Raw genomic sequence first — 19,663 nt, forward strand, 5'->3', positions numbered from 1 at the left:
TCCTGCTGCGTGACCTTTTGTCAGAGGTCGTAGGTGAGTGTCATTCCGTCAAAAGCGGGGGTGATGTGGTCCGGGGTTTCGCCATCAAGCACCGTGTGATCCAGGTCGATGTGCATGTTGGTCAGCACCGCGCGCTCCGGTGTGAGCTTGGCAATCCATTCCAGCGCCTTATCGAGATGAGCGTGGGTGGGGTGCGGAGACCGGCGCAGCGCGTCGATGATAAAGCATTTCATATCCGCAAGCTGTGGCCAGGCGGCGTCATAGATTTCGGCGACATCCGGCATATACACTACATCGTTCACGCGAAACGCCAAGGCGTCGATGCTGCCATGGTTCACTTTGATGGGCGTGAAGATGATATCGCCACCTGCGCCTGAGATGGTGAAATCTTCGTCATCAATGGTGTGCAGGTCCAGGATCGGTGGGTAGGGGCTGTCTTTGGGTTGGACAAAGGCATAGCCAAAACGGCTGAGCAGATCGTTTTGCGTGGCGCCATCAGCCCAAACCGGGATGCGTTGGCGCATGTTGTAGACCACCATACGCAGGTCATCGATGCCATGCACATGGTCGGCGTGGCTGTGGGTGTAGACAACCGCATCCAGCGCACCGGTGCCAGAGGACAACAGCTGTTCGCGCATGTCCGGTGAGGTGTCGATCAGCACTGTGGTTTTGCCGTCTGTGGTTTCGCGTTCAATCAGCAAAGAGCAACGGCGGCGGCGGTTTTTTGGGTTGGTGGGATCACAATCCCCCCAATGGCCGCCAATGCGTGGCACGCCGCCTGAGCTGCCGCAGCCCAGAATGGTGAAGGTCAGCGTGGCGCTCATGCAGCCGCCACCGTGCTGGCTGCTTTGGAAAACAGGCACTCAAAATTTAGTTGGGTCTGAGCGGCGAAGTCGGCGTAGTCCATGCCAAACACCTCGGCGCCGACACGGGCGGTTTTTTCAACATAAGACGGCTCGTTGCGTTTGCCGCGATAGGGCGGCGGCGCAAGGTAAGGCGCATCCGTTTCCACCAGAACGCGGTCCACTGGTGCGGCGGCAAAGATGTCGCGCACCTCTTGTGAGCGTGGGAAGGCGGCAATGCCGGACATGGACAGGTAAAACCCCAGATCCAGCATTTTCTTGGCCAGTTCCGGCCCGGAGCTGTAGCAGTGCATGACACAGCCATAGGCGCCTTTGTTGAACTCTTCCGTCAGGATCTGCGCCATGTCTTCATCGGCGTCGCGACTGTGGATAATCAAAGGCAGGCCGGTTTCGCGCGCCGCTTCGCAATGGATGCGCAGCGAGGTCTGCTGCACCTCTTTGCTGTCGGCGGTGTAGTGGTAATCCAGACCGGTCTCACCAATGCCCACAAATTTGGGGTGCTGTGCCAGCGCAACCAGCTCGTCCACAGTGGCCAAAGGTTCTTCGGCCGCGCTCATTGGGTGGGTGCCTGCGGCGTAGAACACCGGCGCGTATGCCTCCGCAATCGCGCGCACAGATGGTTCATTGCGCAGGCGGGTGCAGATGGTGACCATGCGTGTCACACCCACCTCTGCGGCGCGGGAGATGAACTCATCCAGCTTGCCGTCGAAATCCGGGAAGTCGAGGTGACAGTGGCTGTCAGTGATCTGTGGAAAGTCAGTCATAGGGCGCTCAGGCAATTGCGGTTTGGTGGATCTTGAAAACCGTATCCAGCACAAGGGCGGCAGGGTCAAGGTTGACCGCTTTACCGTGTTGGGTGCGGTCGGAGATTTCCTGCGCCGTGGCGGCCCAAGCGCGGGCCTTTTGAGCATGGGGCGCAAGCCGTGTCAGCACCTGTGTTTCATTGGGGGCTACCTCGACGGCAGGCGGTTGGCCCAAGGCACCTGTGCGCGCCAGGCGTGTGAGGAAAAGGTCGATCAAACTAAGCAACAGCTCATAACGATCGGCGTTGGCGGGGCCGACGGCGGCGTTGGAGAGGTTGATGGCGCGTTGCCGGTCAAAGCCTTGGTCGGTGGCAAAGAGCGAGATCAATTCGGCATAGAGCGCCAGACCGTCGCTTTGCAGAATGCGCAGGGCTTCCCCCACAGATCCAGCGGCCAGTTCAGCGAGGGCAGGGGACTCGGCGGCTTCAAACCCGGCCTGCGTGAGTGCGTTGTGCATATCGTCCGGTGTTAGTGGATGCAGACGCAGCTCGCGGCAGCGCGATCGGATGGTGGGCAACAGACGCGATGGCTGATGTGAGATCAGCATCATGGTGGTGCGCTCTGGCGGCTCCTCAAGCATTTTTAGGAGCGCGTTGGCGGCGTTGACGTTCATCTCGTCTGCGCTGTCGACAATCACCACACGGCGGCCACCGTCGGCAGAGGACATGGTCAGGAAGTGGGTCAGGCCACGCACGTCATCCACCACAATTTTGTCGCGCAGCTTGCCGGTTTTTTCGTTCACGGAACGCGTGATGCTGAACATGCCGGGCTCAGAGCGCGCCAAGAGGCGGTGGGCCACTGGATGATCGGGCGCAACATCAAGGCTGGTATGGGGCACAGGATCGCCAAACAGGCCAGCGCCTTCGTCCAGTGGTGTGGCCAGTAAAAATCGTGCCATACGCCAGGCCAGCGTCGCTTTGCCAACGCCTATCGGGCCGGTGATCAACCAACCGTGGTGCAATCGGTGGGAATTGACCGCAGTGAGGAAATCCTGTTCGGCAGAAGCCTGACCATAAAGCACCTCGGTTTCACGCGGATGCGGCGCGCCGGTGACGCGGTCCGCTTCTGGGGCGGTGTCGTCGCTCACGCGCTGGCCTCAATGTGTTGTTTCACAGTGGCGTAAACGGCGTCAGACACGCTGTCCATATCACTGGCCCCGTCGATCACTCGGAAGCGGTCGGCGTATTCCTTGGACAGGTCCAGGAAGCCTTTGCGCATTTGTTCCTGAAGCGCTTGGCCGAAGTCTTCAAAGCGTTCTTCGGCGGTTTGGCGGGATTTGGCGCGGGCCAGACCGGTGGCCGGATCCATGTCGATCAGCACGGTCAGGTCCGGTTCGCGGCCGATCATCAGGCTGTGCAATTGGTCCACAATCCCGCGCAGGTCGCCACGAGAGAGGCCTTGATACATGCGGGTGCTGTCAGCAAAGCGGTCACAGATGACAATTTTGCCAGCGGCAACGGCGGGTAGAATGGTGCGCTCCAGATGGTCGCGGCGGGCGGCGGTGAAGAGAAGGATTTCGGTTTCCGCAGACCAGCGGTCCGGGTCGCCTTCGAGCACGAGCGCGCGGATTTCCTCTGCGCCAACGGAGCCGCCGGGTTCGCGGGTGAGCACCACGTCCCGCCCATCGGCGCGCAGGCGCTCTGCGAGGCGTTTTGCTTGGGTGGATTTTCCGGAACCGTCGATGCCTTCAAACGTGATGAAGTGTCCGCTCACGATGCACCTGCGAGATTGAGGCCAAATTGCTGCATCAGGATGCCGGTGGCGGTGCGCAGGCGGATGCCAAAGCCGCCTTCAGGCACGTCCGCTTCTGCCACCAATGGAATGCGCATTTCAGGCAAGTCCTCAGGCATCAACACGAGCTCGGCCAGCGATTGGCCTTTGGTGATCGGGGCCTCAATGGGGCCGTTATAAATCACTTCAGCTTTGACTTTGTTTTTGGCCAGAACTGGCAGTAGCACGTCGATGTCGCTTTCCGGCACCAAGCCAACACGGGCGGTTTTGCCCATCCAAACGTCTGCCTCGGCCACGCGCTCGCCTTCGCGGGCCAAGGTGGCCTCGGAGAATTGGCGGAACGACCAGTTTACGATTTGCTCGGACACTTCTGCGCGCTCAGCGGCGGTTTGCAGGCCGGAGAACGCAAAGATCACACGGCGGTTGCCTTGTTTGGCGGAGCCCACAAGACCGTAGCCCGCTTCCGACGTATGGCCGGTTTTCAGACCATCCGCGCCAATGTTCAGCTTAAGAAGTGGATTGCGGTTTTGCGTGTTCTGCGGTGCACGCCCGTCGAATTTGAATTCGCGCTCCGAAAACATCGGGTAGAATTCAGGGAAATCGGTGATCAGATGGTTTGCCAGAAGCGCCAGATCGCGCATGCTCATGCGGTGGCCCGGTGCGGGCCAGCCGTTGGAATTGGCAAATGTCGAATTGGTCATGCCCATTTGCCGTGCGCGGCGGGTCATCAGGCGGGCAAAGCCAGCCTCGGTGCCGTCTGGGCTCAGGGTTTCAGCAATCACCGCGCAGGCGTCATTGCCGGATAACACAATGATTCCACGCAGCAGGTCTTGCACCGCCACCCTGTCTGTTGTGTCCAAAAACATGGTGGAGCCGCCGTAGTTCATCGCATGTTGCGACACCGGCAGTTTTTCGGTCATTTGCAAGCGGCCATCGCGCACAGCCTCAAACGCCATATAAAGCGTCATCAGCTTGGACATGGAGGCTGGAGGCAGGGCTTCGTCGGCGTTTTTGGCCAGAAGCACCGTGCCGGTGGATTGGTCCATCACAAAGGCGGCGCGCGCCTTGGTTTCAAAGGCGCTGGCAGAGCTGGCCGCGACCGTCAATCCAATCGCTGCCACACAGGCACGGAACATGGACTTGAACATGGCAGAGGCCTCCGTCAGTTGGTCACCGCATAGGCATCGGTGAAGCCAATGCCATGCACTTTCTTGGTCATAGATTTAAGAGCCGACTTGCTGGAGGCCGGGCCAACCAGAACGCGGTAGAAGGTTTTGTCACCCGAGGTGGTTTTTTTGGTCAAGGCTGGCAGGCCCGCGCTCTTCATTTGTGCGGCGGCGCCGTCGGCGTTGGATTTCACCGAGAAAATCCCGATCTGCACATAAGGCTTGGACAGCGATGAGGACTGCGGCTTAGGTGCCACTTCGGATTGCGCGGCAGGTGCGGGTGCTGGGGCGGGTTGCTTGGCTTCGGCGGCGGCGATGGCAGCGGTGGCAGCGGCGATTGGCTCCAGCGGGGTCTCTTCGACCTGCGCGGTTTCGGCCACTTCCGTGGTCGCCTCGGCATCTGCTGGAGCTTCTTCCGCGACTTCTTCGCGACGCAGGGCAGTGATGTTTAGCTCCACTGGCGCCCCGGCCAACATGCCGAGCGCCGCGGCGGCGTCAGAGGACACCTGAATGCGGGGGCCAGGAATGTCGCGTTCGCGGCGGAATAGCGCCCCAATCACAAATTTTCCGTTGGCCTGATTGCGGATAATCACGCGCTCGGGATCTCCTACGTCGGGGTGGGCAGCCCAGACACCACCCAAAGACGGGCGCCCGTCCCAGAGGCCCGCTTCGGAAGTGGAGAAAACTTCTGGTGCTTCGACGTCACGTTCGACAAGTTTTGTGGTCTGTCCGGCCACCGGTGCCGTGGCTTCAGTGGAGGCGGGTTTGTTCAGAAAGTTGAAGTCTTCGCCATCTGTGCAGCCTGTGAGGGCCACGCCACACATCACAAAAACAATGGGCGCCGTGCGGCGCGGAAAATGAAAGTTTGCGCCTGAAAATAAGGTCATACTGTGCCCTTTGCCTGCTCGTATTCTGTCGCACCAAGTGCCGCTGTTTTCTGTCCTATAAGAGGCGCAGCAGCGGTCAATTGCGCGGAGTGTAACCCGCGTTGGGTTTTAAGGAAAGTGCGACGGACAAGAAGTGTCGGAAATCCGCCACTCTTTCTGCTTGAACCACGCTGAGAGTGGTATTAGGGATGGCGCGTCGGAGAAGTGGCAGAGTGGTCGAATGCACCGGTCTTGAAAACCGACGAGGGTTAACGCCCTCCGTGGGTTCGAATCCCACCTTCTCCGCCAGTTTACATTTTTGTTCGATTTGAATGGGCCGATTTTTTCGGCCTTTTTCATTTTCTTTCATGAGTTTACATGTACTTGAGCTTTTTGTTGGATTTCTTTCGATGATGCTCGTATCGTTTCCTTGAGTGGTATGAAATGTGGTATTCTAAATGGCACTTTCTGGAAAGCTGACAAAGAAGCTAGTCGAGAATCTCGGCGCTGGGCGTCATGGCGATGGCAACGGCTTGTATCTGGTTGTCGACCCCTCAGGTGCGCGGCGATGGATCGTGCGGGTGGTGGTCAAAGGGCAGAAGAACAAGAAGGGTGCACCGCTTAGGACGGACTTTGGTTTGGGCGGAGCGGATATCGTCACGCTGAACCAGGCGAGAGAACGCGCACTAGAGTATCGACGCATGGCAAAGCAGGGGGTGAACCCGCGCTTCAATGCACGTCAGGAAGTACCGACTTTTGAAGAGGTGGCGCAACAGGTCCATATTGATCGCATGCCGACGTGGAAGAATGCCAAACATGGCGCGCAGTGGATCAATACGCTGCGCGATTACGCTTTTCCCAAAATTGGCCGCATGCCTGTCGACAGTATTGATCAGCCTGAAGTGCTGATGTGCCTGTCACCGATATGGACGGAAAAGCACGAAACGGCACGGCGTTTGTCGCAGCGGATAAAGATTGTGCTGGATGTGGCAAAGTCAAAAGGGTTTCGGTCTGGTGAGAACCCAGTGACGGCCATAAAAGACGCGCAGGTTCTGGCGAAGGTGAAGGCCAAGCCCAAGCACCATATGGCCATGCGTTGGCAGGATGTTCCGGCTTTCTTTGCAGATCTCAAGACCCGCAATGCGATGTCTGCCAAAGCACTGATGTTCACTTGCCTCACCGGATCGCGCACGGGCGAAGTGCTTGGTCTGCGCTGGGCAGAACTGGACCTTGAGCAGCGGCTTTGGATTTGTCCTGCTGAGAGAATGAAGACCGGCGAAGAGCACCGTGTTCCGCTGAGTGACGAAATGCTGGCGATCCTGGAGCCACTCCAGGCGCTGCAGTCGGACATTGTTTTTGAGGGGCAGAAACGCCACCACCCCCTATCGAACATGTCGATGCTAATGCTTCTGCGCCGCATGAAGGTGGAGGGTGTGACGGTGCATGGCTTCCGCTCCACTTTCCGCGATTGGGCGGCAGAGGTGGCCAATGCGCCGCGCGAAGTGGCGGAGAAGAGCCTGGCGCATACGGTTGGCTCCGATGTGGAGCGGGCCTATGCGCGATCCGATCTTCTGGAAAAGCGCCGTCGGTTGATGTGTGAATGGTCGCAATTCGTCGTGTCAGGAAAAATTGATGGGCAATAGTATGCAAATACCGCTGAATGGACCGGAGTGCGAATGTCTGGGGCTGTTTCGCATGGCGATCAGTGAGGAGACGGACGAAGAACGTTTAAGAGCCATTCAGGTGATACGTCATGAGGTGGTAAGCCTCGGCTTGGAAAACTTTCCGATTGGCAAGTCTTCGAGTAACGAATTTACGCGATGGATCGCTGAAACTGCAAGGGAGCGTTATGATGCAGCGCACGAGTTCGGCGAGATTGCCCAGCGTTACGAGGGAAAAAATGAACGCCACCTCAACATAGCCGAATACATCGGCAAACGTGTCTGGGACAGCATCCAGGACAAAAAGTTCCAAGGTGTGCAGGCACTAGGTGGTATTTTGGAGCAGACCTCGGATTATGCGCGAAAGATGGGCATTCGAGGCGCGAAGGATCAAAGTGTTTTACGTGAGATCTGGGGCAAACACCGCGGTGTTGTACATCTGGGTATGGCTATGGACTTTTGCGAAGATCATCCTGGAACAACTTGGCACGTACTCCAGCTCGCTGAGACGTTTCGCGCTGGCCTCAGCTCCAACTACCCCCAAAATGCCCCGTCCCCCTACGTGGACCCTGATGCGCAATCTTCTTTCCTTTACTTATCAGACCATTAGGGTCCCCGATTTGCAAATCGGGGACTGCCGCGCTCCTTAGGCAAGGTTCATTTCATTCGCTGACATTCAAATCAGCTGAAGGAAATCCAATCGTGCCGAATCTATTTGAAGATGACCGTTGCTATGTCTTGGGAGATCCTGAACTCGAGCTTCTGGGGGACCGCGACAAGCTGGCCCAGTGGCGCCATAAGGGAGTGGGACCCGCCTATTACAAGATTGGCCGCAAGGTGATTTATTGCGGCACTGACCTGAACACCTGGCTTACCGCAAACCGTATTGATCCGCTTCAAGGGCGCGCAAAATGACGCTCTTGCCTGCTGGAGCCCCCAAACTCCCGCACGCCGTACCTTGTGTGGTTGGCGGTGCCCGATGAGCCGATCTTTCAAGGGGATCCGGTTAAAGAAGAACCGCGTCTTTTCGACCGAAGACCTGCAGCGTGCCTACGCAGTAAGTGCCAATACGATCTCGAACTGGCGAAAAGCCGGATTGCAACCTTCTGATCGCAAGCGCCCATATGTGTTCCGTGGGGGGGCTGGTAATGGCCTTTCACAAGGCCCGCCAAGAACGACTAAGAACGCGGCTGAATCCAGGCGAGTTCAAATGCACTGGCTGCAAGTCTGCGGTGTTTCCGGACCCAAACAGCCTCACTACAAACCGCGCTACTAACGGTGCCAACATCGCATTTGGCCAGTGTTCGGAGTGTAAATGCCAAGTCAGAAAGTTCTTTTCTGAGGCCGATTTGGCGGTGTTTGAACAGTTGCGCAATCCCAATACCACCGTGGACTCGTCACACGAAAGAATTAGGCGACATCCCGGTGGTATTGGGATTGGCGCGGAAACGGATGATCCACGCTGGTGGGGCGTAAATGACCGCGTTGTCTATGACTGGCAGGTTCATGCTGGTCGACTCACGGAGCAGACGGTGGATCAGCATCTATCGGCAATCCGTTACATGGAGGATGTTTTGCAAGGGAAACCCTTCGATCGCCTCACAATCCGGGATGTAGATCTCGTGCGCAGCGCCCTGAAAGAGGCGATGATGACAAAGGGAGAAGGCCAAAAGTCAAGATCAACTGCCTCACATCAGGCCAGTCAGATCATGGGTTTTTGGAATGGTTGATCAAACAGGACGGCTACAAACGCCTGCCGGCCGACCTACCAAGCTATATCCAGCTACCCAAGGCGGCCTATGCAAAGGCGATGCCAAAGGGGGAGAAAGCCTATGCCTCCCTGGAGGAGGCGGAGGAGCTATTGCAGAGAATGCCGAATCTGAGCCTGGCGGACAGAAGGGCCCGGGCGATGGTTGCTATTGCCTACCTTGGAGCGCTGCGCGCGGACACCGTCACCTCATTGAGGCTCGCTCACTTTGATCAAGAGCGACGCCAGATTATTCAGGATGCCAACACCTCGCGCACCAAAAACGGTAAAAGCCTCAGGATCAGCTGGTTCCCGATCGCCGAAGTGTTTGTCACCGCCGTAGTCGATTGGGTTGATCATATGCAGTCCCTGGGGCTGTAGGGGAAGGATGCACTTTTTCCCAGCCTCCCCAAGTTGAAGAGGCGGTCGTATTTGCAGATCCCAGAGCGCAAGCCGATAGAGCCGATGGCCTCCAAAGACGCTGTGGCAAAAGCCTTCGCCCTCGCCTGTCGCGACACAGAGGTTAAGTATAACCCGCATTCGGTAAAAGATACCCTCGCTGCAGAGCGCGACCGCCGCCCGTTAACGCAGCAACAGCGCAAGGCCTGGTCCGAAAACATGGGGCACGAAAGCGAAAAAATCACCGAAACCCACTACGGAAAACTTCCCGAGGCGGCGCGCTTTGCCCTGTTTGAAGACATTGTGCAGGGCAAGGAGGAGGTGGAGACCGCACCGCGCAATCTGACCGACGCGCAGAAGCTTGCGTTGATGAACGAGGTGCTGGCGAAGGTTGGCTTGGGATGAGATGTGTGGTTTTGGACATGGGCTAGATAGCCAATGGTCAGCTTACAGTCGCGCCGGCGGACGACGCTGTGCTTGCTTCCGGGAGTGGATCTACGCGGGATCGTGAGCTCTGCAAATTCTGGTTCCAGCCCTTCTGCGACATTGCCGCGCAGTGCAGTATGGGGGACGTCTGACGCAGGCAGGGCGGGAAGCAGACGTTTGCTGCGTGACGTACCAATGTCCGCTCTCTCATGGTGAAGCGGCCGCCTGCTTCACCATGAGAGAATTTCATTTTGAGCTTGAAGTGAAATTGTGGGGGTGGATTTGGAGGCAGCCAGCCCATTGATTGCGATCTAAGATCCTTTGGGAAACTATCTTACCAAATAGCTTTCGACGTTCCTCCCCCCCCCAAAAAAAATCCGCCAAAAGCCGGCGCCGCAGAGTCAAACTCCGCGCAGCCGATGTTTTTTGAGTAGTTCAAGCATCATGTTCTTCGCATTTTGCCGGTGTGCGCGATGCACTGCGTCTGCCGTCCCTGCGTCGCCTGCCTTAATAGCTTCGAACACTTGGCGGTGATCTTCGTTAGACTGAACCGGCAGTGGGCGCATGAAGAGAGTAACGGTGCGAGCGCGTCGCACCTGGTCGTTCATCATATCAAATACTGTCGCAGCTCTGGAGTTGCCTCCAAGCAAAACCAGTGCGCGGTGGAAGCGGTCATCCGCCTCTGCCCAGTTCTCCAGATCGTTTTGGGCTACAGCCACTTCCATGTCCTCAATGGCCTTGGCGAGTGGATCAAGGTCTGGCTCTGAATACCCTTTGTTTGCCGCATTGCGCGCCGCGAGGCATTCCAGCTCAGTCAAAACGTCATAGATCTCAGCCATATCGTCGGGAGACACGGGTAGAATGCGTACGCCTTTGCGGGGGCGTAACTCAAGCAGGCCCTGACTTTCCAACATGAGAGCAGCTTCGCGGACCGGCGTGCGAGACACGCCCAATTGTTCTGCGAGCTCACTTTCCAAATGATCGGACCCTGGCGCCAAATCGCCTGCAAAAATCATGTCACGTAGGGCCAGAAATGCGCGTTGGGAATTGGAAAGCGGTTTCGTGGAGGGAGTGTCGGCCTTAGAGCTCACGGCGGTCCTATCTTCAGTTTTTGGCCGGTTTTCGCCGACGCGTAGATGGCCTCTTCGATTGCAATCACACGCAGATAGTCGGCGGCGTCGTTTTCGAAAGGCGTTTGTGTGAGAAGGCCAGAAATGACGTGGGACTGCAAGTGGTGCACGCAGTTGCCGCCAAACCCGTCCCACGTGTCTGCGGGCTGAATGCACGTTGTCTCCTCGGTCCCGAATTTTCGGAGCCAAAGTGAGCCATCGCCATGCAAAGAGATCGTGCCTTCAGTGCCTTCAAGTAGCGCCTCGCCCATGGTGCGGCGATGGTTGTCTGCGCTGTGATCGAGGTTTCTGTTGCCATCAAACAAAGCGCGGACGCCGTTGGGGTGATCAAACAGAATGTAACCAGCGTCTTCGCCTTTTATCGCAGGGTTGACCCGGCGCAGGTCGGCATAGACGGCCTCCGGATCGCCCAAAAGGAAACGGAACGTGTCGACCCAATGCACCGCTGTTTCGTGCACCAAAAAACGAGGCATGCCGCGAAAATACGGTTGGCGGGCAAGATAAGCGTCTGGCCCCTGACCGTCGCCCGGACGGAGGCGGAAGGTCAGTTGTTGTGGCGTGCCAACCTTGTTTTCCGTAAGCGCCGTCTTGAGCGCGCGGTACCATGGTTGGAAGCGGAAGTTTTCGTGTACGATGATGGTGGCTTGAGTCGCGTCGGCCAGCTCGATCATGTCTTTGGCTTCTTCCAAGGATTGGCAAAACGGCTTTTGGCAAACCAGTGTTTTTACGCCTGCATCCAAGGCCGCGCGAATTGTTTCTGCATGTGCAATTGGCGGCAGGATGATGTCGAGCACATCCGGGGTCACCTCCGCCAGCATCCGGGGCAGGTTGTCGTAGGCGGGCAGGCCTGTTACCTGCGCCTTTGTTATGTCGCGGTTGCAGGAGGCTGCCAGATGCACTTCTGGTATGGAGGCCCAACTGGCATAGTGGAATTGACTGAAATAGCCAGCCCCCACGCAGGCCACTTTGAGTTTCGCGGTCATGCGGCCTCCAGAACCAAGAGGGCAGAAACCGCATCCGCCGCTTCGTCTGTGCTGGCGGTTCCACCCAGATCCCGCGTTAGGACCGTGCCTTTGGCGACCACTGTTTCAACAGCTTCGCGCAGGCGACTCCCATCGCGCCGCAGATCAGCGTTGTCGTGTTTCACACCAAGCCAGTCCAGCATCATGGCGGCAGACAGCAGCATCGCAAAGGGATTGGCCACGCCTTGCCCGGCAATGTCGGGGGCCGAACCGTGACACGGCTGGAAAACCGCGTGGTCCAATCCAATGTCGGCCGAGGGCGCCAAGCCCAGACCGCCCATCAAGCCCGCGCCGAGGTCGGACAGGATGTCGCCAAACATGTTTTCTGTGACCAGCACATCAAAATCCCAAGGCTTTTGTACCATCCACAAGGCGGTGGCATCTACATAGGCGTGGTCTGCGGTGAGGGTGGGGTGCTTGGCGGCCTCGGTGTCAAACAAGGCGCGGAAGAAGGCAAAGGCGCGGAATACATTGGCTTTGTCCACGCAGGTCACGCGTCCTGGGCCTCGACTTTGCGCCTTGCGTTGGTGGGCGAGGTCAAAGGTAAAGCGGAACAGTTTTTCGGAGATGTCACGCGTGATGCGGAGAGTTTCGCGGGCTTCATCCGCGCTGACCTCGCCGGTGCCTTGAGTAAAGAAGAGCCCTTCGGTGCTTTCGCGGACCAGGACAAAGTCGATTTCTTTGCCGTCGGGAATTTTGAGTGGCGTTGCTTGGCCTGGGCGAACCGTCACGGGGCGGACACCGGCAAAGAGAGTTAGGGCTTTGCGCAGATCGATTTGCGGGGAAATTTCTGTGCCGTCAGCGTACCGCACATCTGGAAGTCCCATGGCTGACAATAGAATCGCATCCGCATTTCGCGCGGTCTCCAAGGAGCTTGCAGGAAGAGATTCGCCGGTTTCTGCATAATGTGCTGCGCCAGCGGGCGCTGCGGTGAAGTTCAGCGAATAGCCCGTGGATTGCTCTGAGAGAGTGTTCAGGATTTTCACTGTTGGATCAGTGATTTCCGGGCCAATCCCGTCTCCTGCAAACACTGCGATTTCATACGAGTTGGGCATGGATATGCGTTCCTTCCTTTGACCTTGTGGCAGGTTTTGCCGGCGCGATCTATTTAAAAATTTGACATCGCATTTATTAACGCATACGTAAATTCATGCAACATAAAACGCATTGAGTCTGGGAGGACAAGAATGGAACTCAAGTTTGCACGTATTTTGGGGGCGGCAGCATTGGCTGCTGGCCTGGCCACATCCGCGACCGCGCAGGATTACCCGTACCGTGACATCACAACGGCGGTTGTCTGGGGCGCTGGCGGCGGCACCGACACGATCAACCGCATGATCATGGCGGAAATGGAAAAGCACCTGCCTGTTTCAATCAACGTGATCAACCAAACCGGCGGCGTCGCTGGCTCCAACGGGATGGTCTATGTGATGAACCAGCCGGATGATGGCTATACGCTGGTAGGGCTGTCTGAATCCAACGTCACCGCAGCCGTTCAAGGCGGCTGGGATAAGAAGTTTGACTACTGGTATCCCTTTATCGTTGGTGGCTCGCCCGATCTGATTTCGGTTCCAGCAAATTCTCCGTACGGGACAATTGAGGACCTGGTTGACGCCGCCAAGGCCGCACCGGGAACCATTCCGGCTGCGGCCTCTGGTGCTGGCTCGATCCACCACTTGAACCTTTTGGCGATTGAAAGCGGTTCCGGAGCGACCTTCAAGTTTGTGCCTTACAAAGGCTCCGCGCCGGGTCAGGAAGCGGCGATTTCTGGGGAAGTTGCGCTGGTTGTGACCTCGCTTGCTGAGCAGGCCGCCTTGATTGAGGGAGGGCAACTCAAGCCACTGGCGATGCTGACACCGGAAACGGCGGAGATTGCCGGGATGACGGTGCCGTCGGCCTTCGACGTTTACGATGGGCTCGACAAATTTCTTCCGCTGAAACAGGCCATTGGGTTCGCCGTGCACAACTCCGCTGGGGATGAGGTGAAGGCCGCGTTGGGCTCTGCTTTTGAGAAGGCGATTGCAGGTGACAAAGTGGCGGAATGGGCAACGGCCAACAACTATGACGTTGGTGGTCAGTATGGCGATGAAGCTGCACAGATCTTTGAAACGCTGGAGGCAAACTTTGCCTACACCTTGCAAGAGCTTGGGGCAGCGACGGTTGATCCGGCGAAGCTAGGCATCGTGAAGCCTTAATTGAGCAGGCGGCGGGCGCAGGATTTGTGCCTGCCGCACCAAGGGATCAAGTGGCTGGGGACAGATCCGTGACGACCAACGATCAATTACTTCAATCCGAGGCAGAAGACCGCGAGGCACAGCTGATTTTGCGGGCGCGGGACTTCTGGGGCGCTCTTGTTTTATTGAGCCTGTCGGTGTTTTTCCTTTGGCGCACGTCATTTATCCCGTTGTGGGGTGAAAATCGGGCCGGTGTGAAAGGCGGAGATTGGTACAACTCCGCGGCCTTGGTGCCTTTGGGAATTTTCTCAGCGATGCTCGTGCTTTCGCTGGTACTATTGCGCATTTCGGTGCGCGAAGGGGGTGCTGAGCAGGCATTGACGGCGGTTGGGATCGGTTGGAACCGGGCCGAGGCGCTTCGCTTCTCGACACTGGCCGTGATCTTGTTCTTCTACATAGCCGGATTGGTGCCTCGGGTAGACTTCATTTTGTGCTCTGGGTTGCTGATCACGGCGTTGATTTACGGCTATCACGGCGGGAAGGCCGCGCGGATGGTTCTCGGTGCGGCAGTTGTTGGCGTGGCGGGGCTTTACGCCATGGCGCTAAATCTGCCGAGGTCGGAATGGGCGCAACACGATGACGATTGGCTGGTGCTTACGCTCTGGATCGCGTTGACGGCTTGGGTGTTGTGGCGCGCACGAGGGAGCCGACTGGCCCGTGTCATTCCGGTGATCGCGATTTTCGCGCCAACCCTTCTTGTGTGCGCCATGGCCTTCGGGTTTCGCCAAAACGTGCCCAACCGAGGCGGGCTGATCTTCAAGCAGATTGAATATCACTACTACGTCACGCTCAAACCGTTCTGGAGCGGTAAATAATGGACTTTGTATTCTCTCAACTGGCAGGGTTTGGCAGTGCCTTTGCCGCGCTTGTGGTCGACCCGCTGACCTATGTCTATTTGGTCACGTCGGTCTTCCTTGGCATCACGTTTGGCGCGCTGCCTGGCCTGACCGCCACATTGGCTGTGACCATTCTAACCGGCTTTTTTGGCAACAAAATTCCGCTGGATTATTCGATGATTGCGCTGCTTGGCGCCTATGTCGGCGCGATCTATGGGGGATCCTACCCCTCGATCCTTTTGAATATTCCCGGCACAGCGGCATCTGCGGCAACGGCAATGGATGGCCACCCACTCGCAAAGGCGGGGCGCGGAGGCGAGGCCTTGGGGCTCACAACCACGGCCTCCTTTATCGGGACGCTGATTGGCACCGTGGCACTGCTGATCTTCGTTTGGGTGCTTTTGCTGATTTCCAAGAACATCGCCAGCCCGGAAAAGGCACTGTTGGCGCTGTTTGGTATTCTGCTGTCAGGCACGCTGATGAGCGAGGACTTGGTGATCAAAGGCTGGATTGCCGGTCTGATTGGGTTGGCGATGGCGATGGTGGGCATGGATCCGCTTCTCTCGGAGCCGCGATACACGTTTGGCTGGTCTTACATGCTGTCTGGCTTCCAGGTTGTGCCGGTGTTGATGGGGGCCTTTGCGGTGCCGCAAATCATTGATGGCATGCGACATGTGCAAGTCGGGAAGATGGTTGCTTTGCAGGGGCGTATTCTTCCCAACCTCGCCGCCGTTCGGCGACATATGCCGACGATCACCCGGTCGGGCGTTATTGGCACAGGTGTTGGCGCATTGCCCGGTGTCGGCGAGGACGTTGCCGGCTGGGTGTCCTATGGCGTGGGTAAAACCGTTTCCAAAGACGGCAAGAACTTTGGCAAAGGCTCTCTTGAAGGCTTGCTGTCTTCTGAAACCGCAAACAATGCTTGCATTGGTGGAGCGCTCATCCCGTTGTTGGTGCTGGGCATTCCAGGATCGCCTCCGGCGGCGGCACTCATGGGCGCTTTCAAAATCAACAATGTGATCCCCGGCCCCACCATTGATCCGGCCATAATCCTGCGGGTGGTCGCCATTATGGTGCTGGCTTCTTTCACTATGTGGATTTTGGGTCTGTTTACTGCGCGGGTGTTCATCAAGATCCTGCGCATTCCACAGACGGTCTTTTTGCCGATTGTCATGGTGCTGACGGCGATCGGGTCTTTTTCCGTGGGAGGTGGGATCAATGATCTCTATTTGATGCTGGGGGTTGGATTTGTGGCCTATTTCATGAACCTGATGAAATACCCCATCGCGCCATTGGTGATTGGCGTTATTCTTGGAGGTCTGTTTGACGAGACGTTCCGCAGGGCGCTGTTTCTGTCCGATGGCAGCCTAGGTGTATTTGTATCACGTCCCGGCGCAGCTGTGCTGTTGGCGTTGAACGTGGCGCTGATTGCTGCGCAAATCCCTATGATCCGGCGCCCATTCCAGCGGCGTGACAGAAAGGAAGCCTGATGTATGCGGTTTGTGTGACATTCAAAATCCATCCAGGGCAGATGGCGGATTTTTTGCCCTTGATGGTCACCAACGCGAGGACATCACGGGCTGAAGAGGCTGGATGCCAGATGTTTGACGTGTGTGTGCGCGACGATGAAGTGTTTCTCTATGAGATTTACGATGATCGCGCTGCGTTTGATCTGCACCTTGCTTCTGCGCATTTCAAAACCTTCGACGTCAGCGTGGCGCCTATGGTTGCCTCCAAACGGGTGGCGCTGTTTGATGAGGTGATCCGATGATGGCAAAGGCAGGCGGGCAAACCGGAACTTGGCAGGTTCATGCTGTGAAGTACGCCGATCGAAACGCGCGGGCTCGTGGAGACAGCTTTCTGTTTGATGACAATCATGATGCGCCACATGCGATGGATTACTTCATGTGGCTCCTACGGGATGGCGATCGAACTATTCTGGTCGACACTGGGTATGACCACACAGAAGCTAAGCTGCGAGGACGTCCGATCCGGCTTGATCCCGGTGAGGCGCTGGCGCCATTTGGCTTGACGCCGGAACAAATTACCGAGGTGATCGTCACTCATCTGCATTACGATCACGCCGGAGGGGTGGCGCTGTTTCCCAAAGCGCATTTGCACATGCAAGAAGCTGAAATGGCCTTCGCCACGGGGCCATGCATGTGTCACGACGTTTTACGTGATCCATTTACAGCAGGGCATATCTGTGAAGTGGTCATGCGCCTGTATGGTGGAAAGCTGACCTTTCATAGCGGTGACAGCCAATTGGCGGACGGACTGAGCCTGCATTGCATCGGTGGCCACTCACGGGGACTGCAATGTGTGCGTGTCAGGACGGCGTCGGGCTGGATGGTATTGGCGTCTGATGCGGCGCACTACTACGAGAACGTACTTTCGCAAAAGCCCTTTCCGATTGTCGTGGATCTTCAGGATATGATGCAGGGGTTTGAGCACCTTATCAAACTCGCTTCGCGGCCGGAATTGATCATTCCCGGTCACGACCCTTTGGTGCGCAAGTTGTTCCCGCAGGATTTGGCTTCGCACATTCACCGGCTGGATGTTGGCCCAGAGACAGACGCACTCGCAAAGATTTCTTCGGAGTTTGGCAAATGAAATTGGGTGTCATCGCAGATGATTTTACCGGCGCGTCTGATATCGCGCTGACCATTGCCGAGGCGGGTATGTCCGTCACGCAATACATTGGCATTCCGGTTGGTGACGCTACTTCGGGGAGTGATGCAGGTGTCGTGGCGTTGAAGTCGCGCACCGCAGCTGTTTCGGAAGCCGTGGCTGATAGCCTCGCCGCTTGTAATTGGTTGAAGGCGCAAGGCGCAGAACAGATTGTCCTAAAGGTTTGTTCCACTTTCGACAGCACGGCCGAGGGCAACATTGGGCCTGTTCTTGAAGCGCTGGCCGCGCGGTTGGGAGCGGGACCGGTGATTGTTTGCCCGGCTTTTCCCGAAAACGGTCGCTCTGTCTATCAGGGGCACCTTTTTGTGACGGATAAACTGTTGAACGAAAGCGGCATGCAGGATCATCCGCTGACCCCTATGACAGACCCTGACATCAGGCGCGTCCTCGCCGCACAGACCAATCTGACAGTTGGCCACGTATCTATTCACGCAGTCTCGAAAGGCACCGATGCCATTGTGGCAGCCATGCCTGCTGATACCGCCCTGATGGTTACAGACGCCATTCATGACGGCGATCTGTTGGAGATTGGGAATGCTGCGAGAGGGATGCCATTGTTATGTGGTGGGTCCGGGATCGCGTTAGGCTTGCCAGGCAACTTCGGTGTGACAGCGTCGCCCACCAAGTCGCTGGGAAACAGAGGCGCAGGTGTTGTGCTTTCCGGTTCTTGCTCAAAGGCGACACGCGCGCAAGTCGCGAGCTATCGGCAACTCGCACCAAGTCGCGAGATCAGTGCAGGCGAGTTGCTTGAAGGCGGCGTGAACGCTGAGGATGTTGCCGCTTGGGTTATGGAACAGGAGGCCGCACCGATGGTGTTCTCATCTGCGGATCCGGACGTTGTTAAGGATGCGCAAAGACAGTTTGGAGCGTCTCTGGCGGCAGAGGCAATTGAAGGCTTCTTTGCAGAATTGGCCGCTGTTTTGGCACGAAGGGGAATTGGTCGGATTGTAGTTGCGGGCGGTGAGACCTCTGGGGCGGTGGTCAAAGGGTTGGGTGTAAACGCTCTTGAGATTGGTCCGAGGTTGGCCGCCGGTGTTCCGATGGTGCGCCCCCTCAATGCGGATTTGGTTCTGGCATTAAAGTCGGGGAACTTTGGGGGGGAGACCTTTTTCGAAGATGCGTTGCGCCTCATGTTGGACACTGAAATGGAGAAGGCCGGATGACCGAAGCGACCAAAGCACGAGAAGACATTTGCCGGATTGCCAAGTCGATGTTTGATCGGGGGCTTACCTGTGGTGCGTCAGGAAACATTTCTGTCAGGCTGTCGGATGGAAACTATTTGGTAACGCCAACCGGATCGTCCATGGGTTTTTTGGATCCCGCACAAATTTCGCATTTGGACCAAAATTTGCGACACCTATCAGGTGACAAACCAACCAAGGAAATTCCACTGCACAGTGCTTTCTACGACACTCGGGCTCAAACAGGTGCGGTGGTCCATCTGCATTCCACCTACTCTGTGGCCCTTTCGATGCTGCCTGACATTGATCCTGACAACGCGCTTCCAACGCTTACGCCCTATGGGATTATGCGTTTGGGGAAGGTGAAGTTGCTGCCGTTTTTCCTACCCGGTGATGCGGCGATGGGCGAGGCTGTCCGCGCTCTGGCAGGAACACGCTCGGCGGTGCTATTGGCAAACCATGGCCCAGTTGTCGCAGAAAAGGATCTTTGGACGGCCGTTTATGCGATGGAAGAACTCGAAGAGACGGCAAAACTTGCGGTTCTGCTTCACAGCATGGAGCCTAAAACACTCTCAGATCAAGACGTGCAGGCCGTTGCGCGGAAGTTTGGTGTGAACTGGTAGGGCTCGCGCCTTAAATCGCGGTGACCCAAGCGGTCTTTCGAGCAAGCGGCCTGCAATGACTGTTTTGGGCCGTCTGTGAAGACGGCCCAGTGATTTAGATTTCCACCGCCTCGGTGATCGACAGCGCATCTTCCAGCTCTACACCGAGGTATCGGACTGTGCTGTCCATCTTGGTGTGTCCAAGCAGAAGCTGAACAGACCGTAGGTTGTCTGACGTCAGCGCTAATGGGTCCAAATAGGGCGATTTGATAAGGGAGTGTTTCTGGCTCATCGTAACCACTGAG

General features: G+C 57.1%; 22 protein-coding genes, 1 tRNA gene and 1 pseudogene. 14 read left to right on the forward strand and 10 right to left on the reverse strand.

Going from position 1 to position 19,663, the window contains the following annotated elements; translation table 11 throughout:
* Positions 1-20: 20 nt before the first annotated feature.
* The 6 genes from Q0955_RS16420 to Q0955_RS16445 are packed head-to-tail and all read right to left on the reverse strand — an operon-like array spanning position 21 to position 5,450.
* Positions 21-824 (reverse strand): MBL fold metallo-hydrolase, encoded by an 804-nt coding sequence (locus Q0955_RS16420; protein WP_299426352.1) that lies wholly within the window; start codon positions 822-824, stop codon positions 21-23.
* Positions 821-1,627 carry a TatD family hydrolase gene (locus Q0955_RS16425; RefSeq protein ID WP_299426353.1) on the reverse strand — a complete coding sequence of 269 codons (807 nt, stop codon included), beginning with the start codon at positions 1,625-1,627 and terminating at the stop codon, positions 821-823. The genes Q0955_RS16420 and Q0955_RS16425 overlap by 4 nt, the downstream gene beginning before the upstream one ends.
* 7 nt (positions 1,628-1,634) lie before the next feature.
* The gene (locus Q0955_RS16430) at positions 1,635-2,753 is read right to left on the reverse strand and encodes a DNA polymerase III subunit delta' (protein ID WP_299426356.1); all 1,119 of its coding nucleotides are present in this window, start codon (positions 2,751-2,753) and stop codon (positions 1,635-1,637) included.
* Positions 2,750-3,379, reverse strand: a complete 630-nt coding sequence (tmk, locus tag Q0955_RS16435; protein ID WP_299426359.1) for a dTMP kinase — start codon at positions 3,377-3,379, stop codon at positions 2,750-2,752. Before tmk ends, Q0955_RS16430 begins: the two co-directional genes overlap by 4 nt.
* Complete coding sequence (locus tag Q0955_RS16440) at positions 3,376-4,545, reverse strand: D-alanyl-D-alanine carboxypeptidase family protein (protein ID WP_299426362.1); 1,170 nt, start codon at positions 4,543-4,545, stop codon at positions 3,376-3,378. Before Q0955_RS16440 ends, tmk begins: the two co-directional genes overlap by 4 nt.
* A 14-nt stretch (positions 4,546-4,559) precedes the next feature.
* The gene (locus Q0955_RS16445) at positions 4,560-5,450 is read right to left on the reverse strand and encodes an SPOR domain-containing protein (protein ID WP_299426365.1); all 891 of its coding nucleotides are present in this window, start codon (positions 5,448-5,450) and stop codon (positions 4,560-4,562) included.
* A gap of 198 nt (positions 5,451-5,648) precedes the next feature.
* Between Q0955_RS16445 and Q0955_RS16450 the strand changes: the two genes are divergently transcribed.
* From Q0955_RS16450 to Q0955_RS16480, 7 genes are all read left to right on the forward strand, one after another.
* Positions 5,649-5,738 (forward strand) — tRNA-Ser (locus tag Q0955_RS16450).
* A gap of 149 nt (positions 5,739-5,887) precedes the next feature.
* Positions 5,888-7,072 (forward strand): site-specific integrase, encoded by a 1,185-nt coding sequence (locus Q0955_RS16455; protein ID WP_299426368.1) that lies wholly within the window; start codon positions 5,888-5,890, stop codon positions 7,070-7,072.
* A complete protein-coding gene (locus tag Q0955_RS16460) occupies positions 7,062-7,700 on the forward strand; it encodes a hypothetical protein (RefSeq protein ID WP_299426371.1) in 639 nt (212 codons plus the stop codon). Before Q0955_RS16455 ends, Q0955_RS16460 begins: the two co-directional genes overlap by 11 nt.
* A gap of 92 nt (positions 7,701-7,792) precedes the next feature.
* A complete protein-coding gene (locus Q0955_RS16465) occupies positions 7,793-8,005 on the forward strand; it encodes a MerR family transcriptional regulator (protein ID WP_299426374.1) in 213 nt (70 codons plus the stop codon).
* 233 nt (positions 8,006-8,238) lie between these two features.
* Positions 8,239-8,820 carry a hypothetical protein gene (locus tag Q0955_RS16470; protein ID WP_299426377.1) on the forward strand — a complete coding sequence of 194 codons (582 nt, stop codon included), beginning with the start codon at positions 8,239-8,241 and terminating at the stop codon, positions 8,818-8,820.
* Positions 8,808-9,218: a hypothetical protein gene (locus tag Q0955_RS16475; protein ID WP_299426380.1), complete on the forward strand. Its 411-nt coding sequence runs from the start codon at positions 8,808-8,810 to the stop codon at positions 9,216-9,218. Before Q0955_RS16470 ends, Q0955_RS16475 begins: the two co-directional genes overlap by 13 nt.
* Before the next feature lie 51 nt (positions 9,219-9,269).
* On the forward strand, positions 9,270-9,641 hold the full coding sequence (locus Q0955_RS16480; protein WP_299426383.1) for a hypothetical protein: 372 nt from the start codon (positions 9,270-9,272) through the stop codon (positions 9,639-9,641).
* A gap of 422 nt (positions 9,642-10,063) precedes the next feature.
* On the opposite strand, the gene Q0955_RS16485 is transcribed toward Q0955_RS16480, so the two are convergent.
* From Q0955_RS16485 to Q0955_RS16495, 3 genes are read right to left on the reverse strand one after another with little or no spacing between them, the layout of a single operon-like run.
* Positions 10,064-10,753: a GntR family transcriptional regulator gene (locus tag Q0955_RS16485; RefSeq protein ID WP_299426386.1), complete on the reverse strand. Its 690-nt coding sequence runs from the start codon at positions 10,751-10,753 to the stop codon at positions 10,064-10,066.
* Complete coding sequence (locus tag Q0955_RS16490) at positions 10,750-11,775, reverse strand: Gfo/Idh/MocA family oxidoreductase (protein WP_299426388.1); 1,026 nt, start codon at positions 11,773-11,775, stop codon at positions 10,750-10,752. The genes Q0955_RS16485 and Q0955_RS16490 overlap by 4 nt, the downstream gene beginning before the upstream one ends.
* The gene (locus Q0955_RS16495; protein WP_299426391.1) at positions 11,772-12,869 is read right to left on the reverse strand and encodes an isocitrate/isopropylmalate family dehydrogenase; all 1,098 of its coding nucleotides are present in this window, start codon (positions 12,867-12,869) and stop codon (positions 11,772-11,774) included. The genes Q0955_RS16490 and Q0955_RS16495 overlap by 4 nt, the downstream gene beginning before the upstream one ends.
* Before the next feature lie 132 nt (positions 12,870-13,001).
* Here Q0955_RS16495 and Q0955_RS16500 point away from each other — a divergent pair, with 132 nt between their 5' ends.
* The 7 genes from Q0955_RS16500 to Q0955_RS16530 all read left to right on the forward strand — a co-directional run bounded on the left by Q0955_RS16500 (position 13,002) and on the right by Q0955_RS16530 (position 19,379).
* Positions 13,002-14,009, forward strand: coding sequence for a tripartite tricarboxylate transporter substrate-binding protein (locus Q0955_RS16500; RefSeq protein WP_299426393.1), 1,008 nt, complete (start codon positions 13,002-13,004; stop codon positions 14,007-14,009).
* Between the two features lie 68 nt (positions 14,010-14,077).
* Positions 14,078-14,863, forward strand: coding sequence for a hypothetical protein (locus tag Q0955_RS16505; RefSeq protein ID WP_299426396.1), 786 nt, complete (start codon positions 14,078-14,080; stop codon positions 14,861-14,863).
* Positions 14,863-16,374, forward strand: coding sequence for a tripartite tricarboxylate transporter permease (locus Q0955_RS16510; protein WP_299426399.1), 1,512 nt, complete (start codon positions 14,863-14,865; stop codon positions 16,372-16,374). The genes Q0955_RS16505 and Q0955_RS16510 overlap by 1 nt, the downstream gene beginning before the upstream one ends.
* The gene (locus Q0955_RS16515) at positions 16,374-16,655 is read left to right on the forward strand and encodes a putative quinol monooxygenase (RefSeq protein ID WP_299426401.1); all 282 of its coding nucleotides are present in this window, start codon (positions 16,374-16,376) and stop codon (positions 16,653-16,655) included. The genes Q0955_RS16510 and Q0955_RS16515 overlap by 1 nt, the downstream gene beginning before the upstream one ends.
* Positions 16,652-17,497 carry an N-acyl homoserine lactonase family protein gene (locus Q0955_RS16520; RefSeq protein WP_299426404.1) on the forward strand — a complete coding sequence of 282 codons (846 nt, stop codon included), beginning with the start codon at positions 16,652-16,654 and terminating at the stop codon, positions 17,495-17,497. The genes Q0955_RS16515 and Q0955_RS16520 overlap by 4 nt, the downstream gene beginning before the upstream one ends.
* Positions 17,494-18,738 (forward strand): 3-oxo-tetronate kinase, encoded by a 1,245-nt coding sequence (gene otnK, locus Q0955_RS16525; RefSeq protein WP_299426407.1) that lies wholly within the window; start codon positions 17,494-17,496, stop codon positions 18,736-18,738. The genes Q0955_RS16520 and otnK overlap by 4 nt, the downstream gene beginning before the upstream one ends.
* Complete coding sequence (locus tag Q0955_RS16530; RefSeq protein ID WP_299426410.1) at positions 18,735-19,379, forward strand: aldolase; 645 nt, start codon at positions 18,735-18,737, stop codon at positions 19,377-19,379. The genes otnK and Q0955_RS16530 overlap by 4 nt, the downstream gene beginning before the upstream one ends.
* 94 nt (positions 19,380-19,473) lie before the next feature.
* On the opposite strand, the pseudogene Q0955_RS16535 reads toward Q0955_RS16530, so the two are convergent.
* Positions 19,474-19,663: pseudogene (locus Q0955_RS16535) on the reverse strand (hypothetical protein); the annotation flags it as partial.

The sequence above is a fragment of the uncultured Shimia sp. genome (assembly GCF_947493595.1).
GTDB lineage: Bacteria > Pseudomonadota > Alphaproteobacteria > Rhodobacterales > Rhodobacteraceae > Shimia.

What these genes read in the sequence shown, in the direction of transcription:
- otnK (WP_299426407.1), top strand. Translation starts at nt 17,494, where the DNA reads ATGAAATTGGGTGTCATCGCAGATGATTTTACCGGCGCGTCTGATATC.
- Q0955_RS16460 (WP_299426371.1), top strand. Translation starts at nt 7,062, where the DNA reads ATGGGCAATAGTATGCAAATACCGCTGAATGGACCGGAGTGCGAATGT.
- Q0955_RS16470 (WP_299426377.1), top strand. Translation starts at nt 8,239, where the DNA reads ATGGCCTTTCACAAGGCCCGCCAAGAACGACTAAGAACGCGGCTGAAT.
- Q0955_RS16425 (WP_299426353.1), bottom strand. Translation starts at nt 1,627, where the DNA reads ATGACTGACTTTCCACAGATCACTGACAGCCACTGTCACCTCGACTTC.
- Q0955_RS16490 (WP_299426388.1), bottom strand. Translation starts at nt 11,775, where the DNA reads ATGACCGCGAAACTCAAAGTGGCCTGCGTGGGGGCTGGCTATTTCAGT.
- Q0955_RS16515 (WP_299426401.1), top strand. Translation starts at nt 16,374, where the DNA reads ATGTATGCGGTTTGTGTGACATTCAAAATCCATCCAGGGCAGATGGCG.
- Q0955_RS16440 (WP_299426362.1), bottom strand. Translation starts at nt 4,545, where the DNA reads ATGTTCAAGTCCATGTTCCGTGCCTGTGTGGCAGCGATTGGATTGACG.
- Q0955_RS16530 (WP_299426410.1), top strand. Translation starts at nt 18,735, where the DNA reads ATGACCGAAGCGACCAAAGCACGAGAAGACATTTGCCGGATTGCCAAG.
- Q0955_RS16445 (WP_299426365.1), bottom strand. Translation starts at nt 5,450, where the DNA reads ATGACCTTATTTTCAGGCGCAAACTTTCATTTTCCGCGCCGCACGGCG.
- Q0955_RS16520 (WP_299426404.1), top strand. Translation starts at nt 16,652, where the DNA reads ATGATGGCAAAGGCAGGCGGGCAAACCGGAACTTGGCAGGTTCATGCT.
- Q0955_RS16500 (WP_299426393.1), top strand. Translation starts at nt 13,002, where the DNA reads ATGGAACTCAAGTTTGCACGTATTTTGGGGGCGGCAGCATTGGCTGCT.
- Q0955_RS16455 (WP_299426368.1), top strand. Translation starts at nt 5,888, where the DNA reads ATGGCACTTTCTGGAAAGCTGACAAAGAAGCTAGTCGAGAATCTCGGC.
- Q0955_RS16420 (WP_299426352.1), bottom strand. Translation starts at nt 824, where the DNA reads ATGAGCGCCACGCTGACCTTCACCATTCTGGGCTGCGGCAGCTCAGGC.
- Q0955_RS16510 (WP_299426399.1), top strand. Translation starts at nt 14,863, where the DNA reads ATGGACTTTGTATTCTCTCAACTGGCAGGGTTTGGCAGTGCCTTTGCC.
- Q0955_RS16495 (WP_299426391.1), bottom strand. Translation starts at nt 12,869, where the DNA reads ATGCCCAACTCGTATGAAATCGCAGTGTTTGCAGGAGACGGGATTGGC.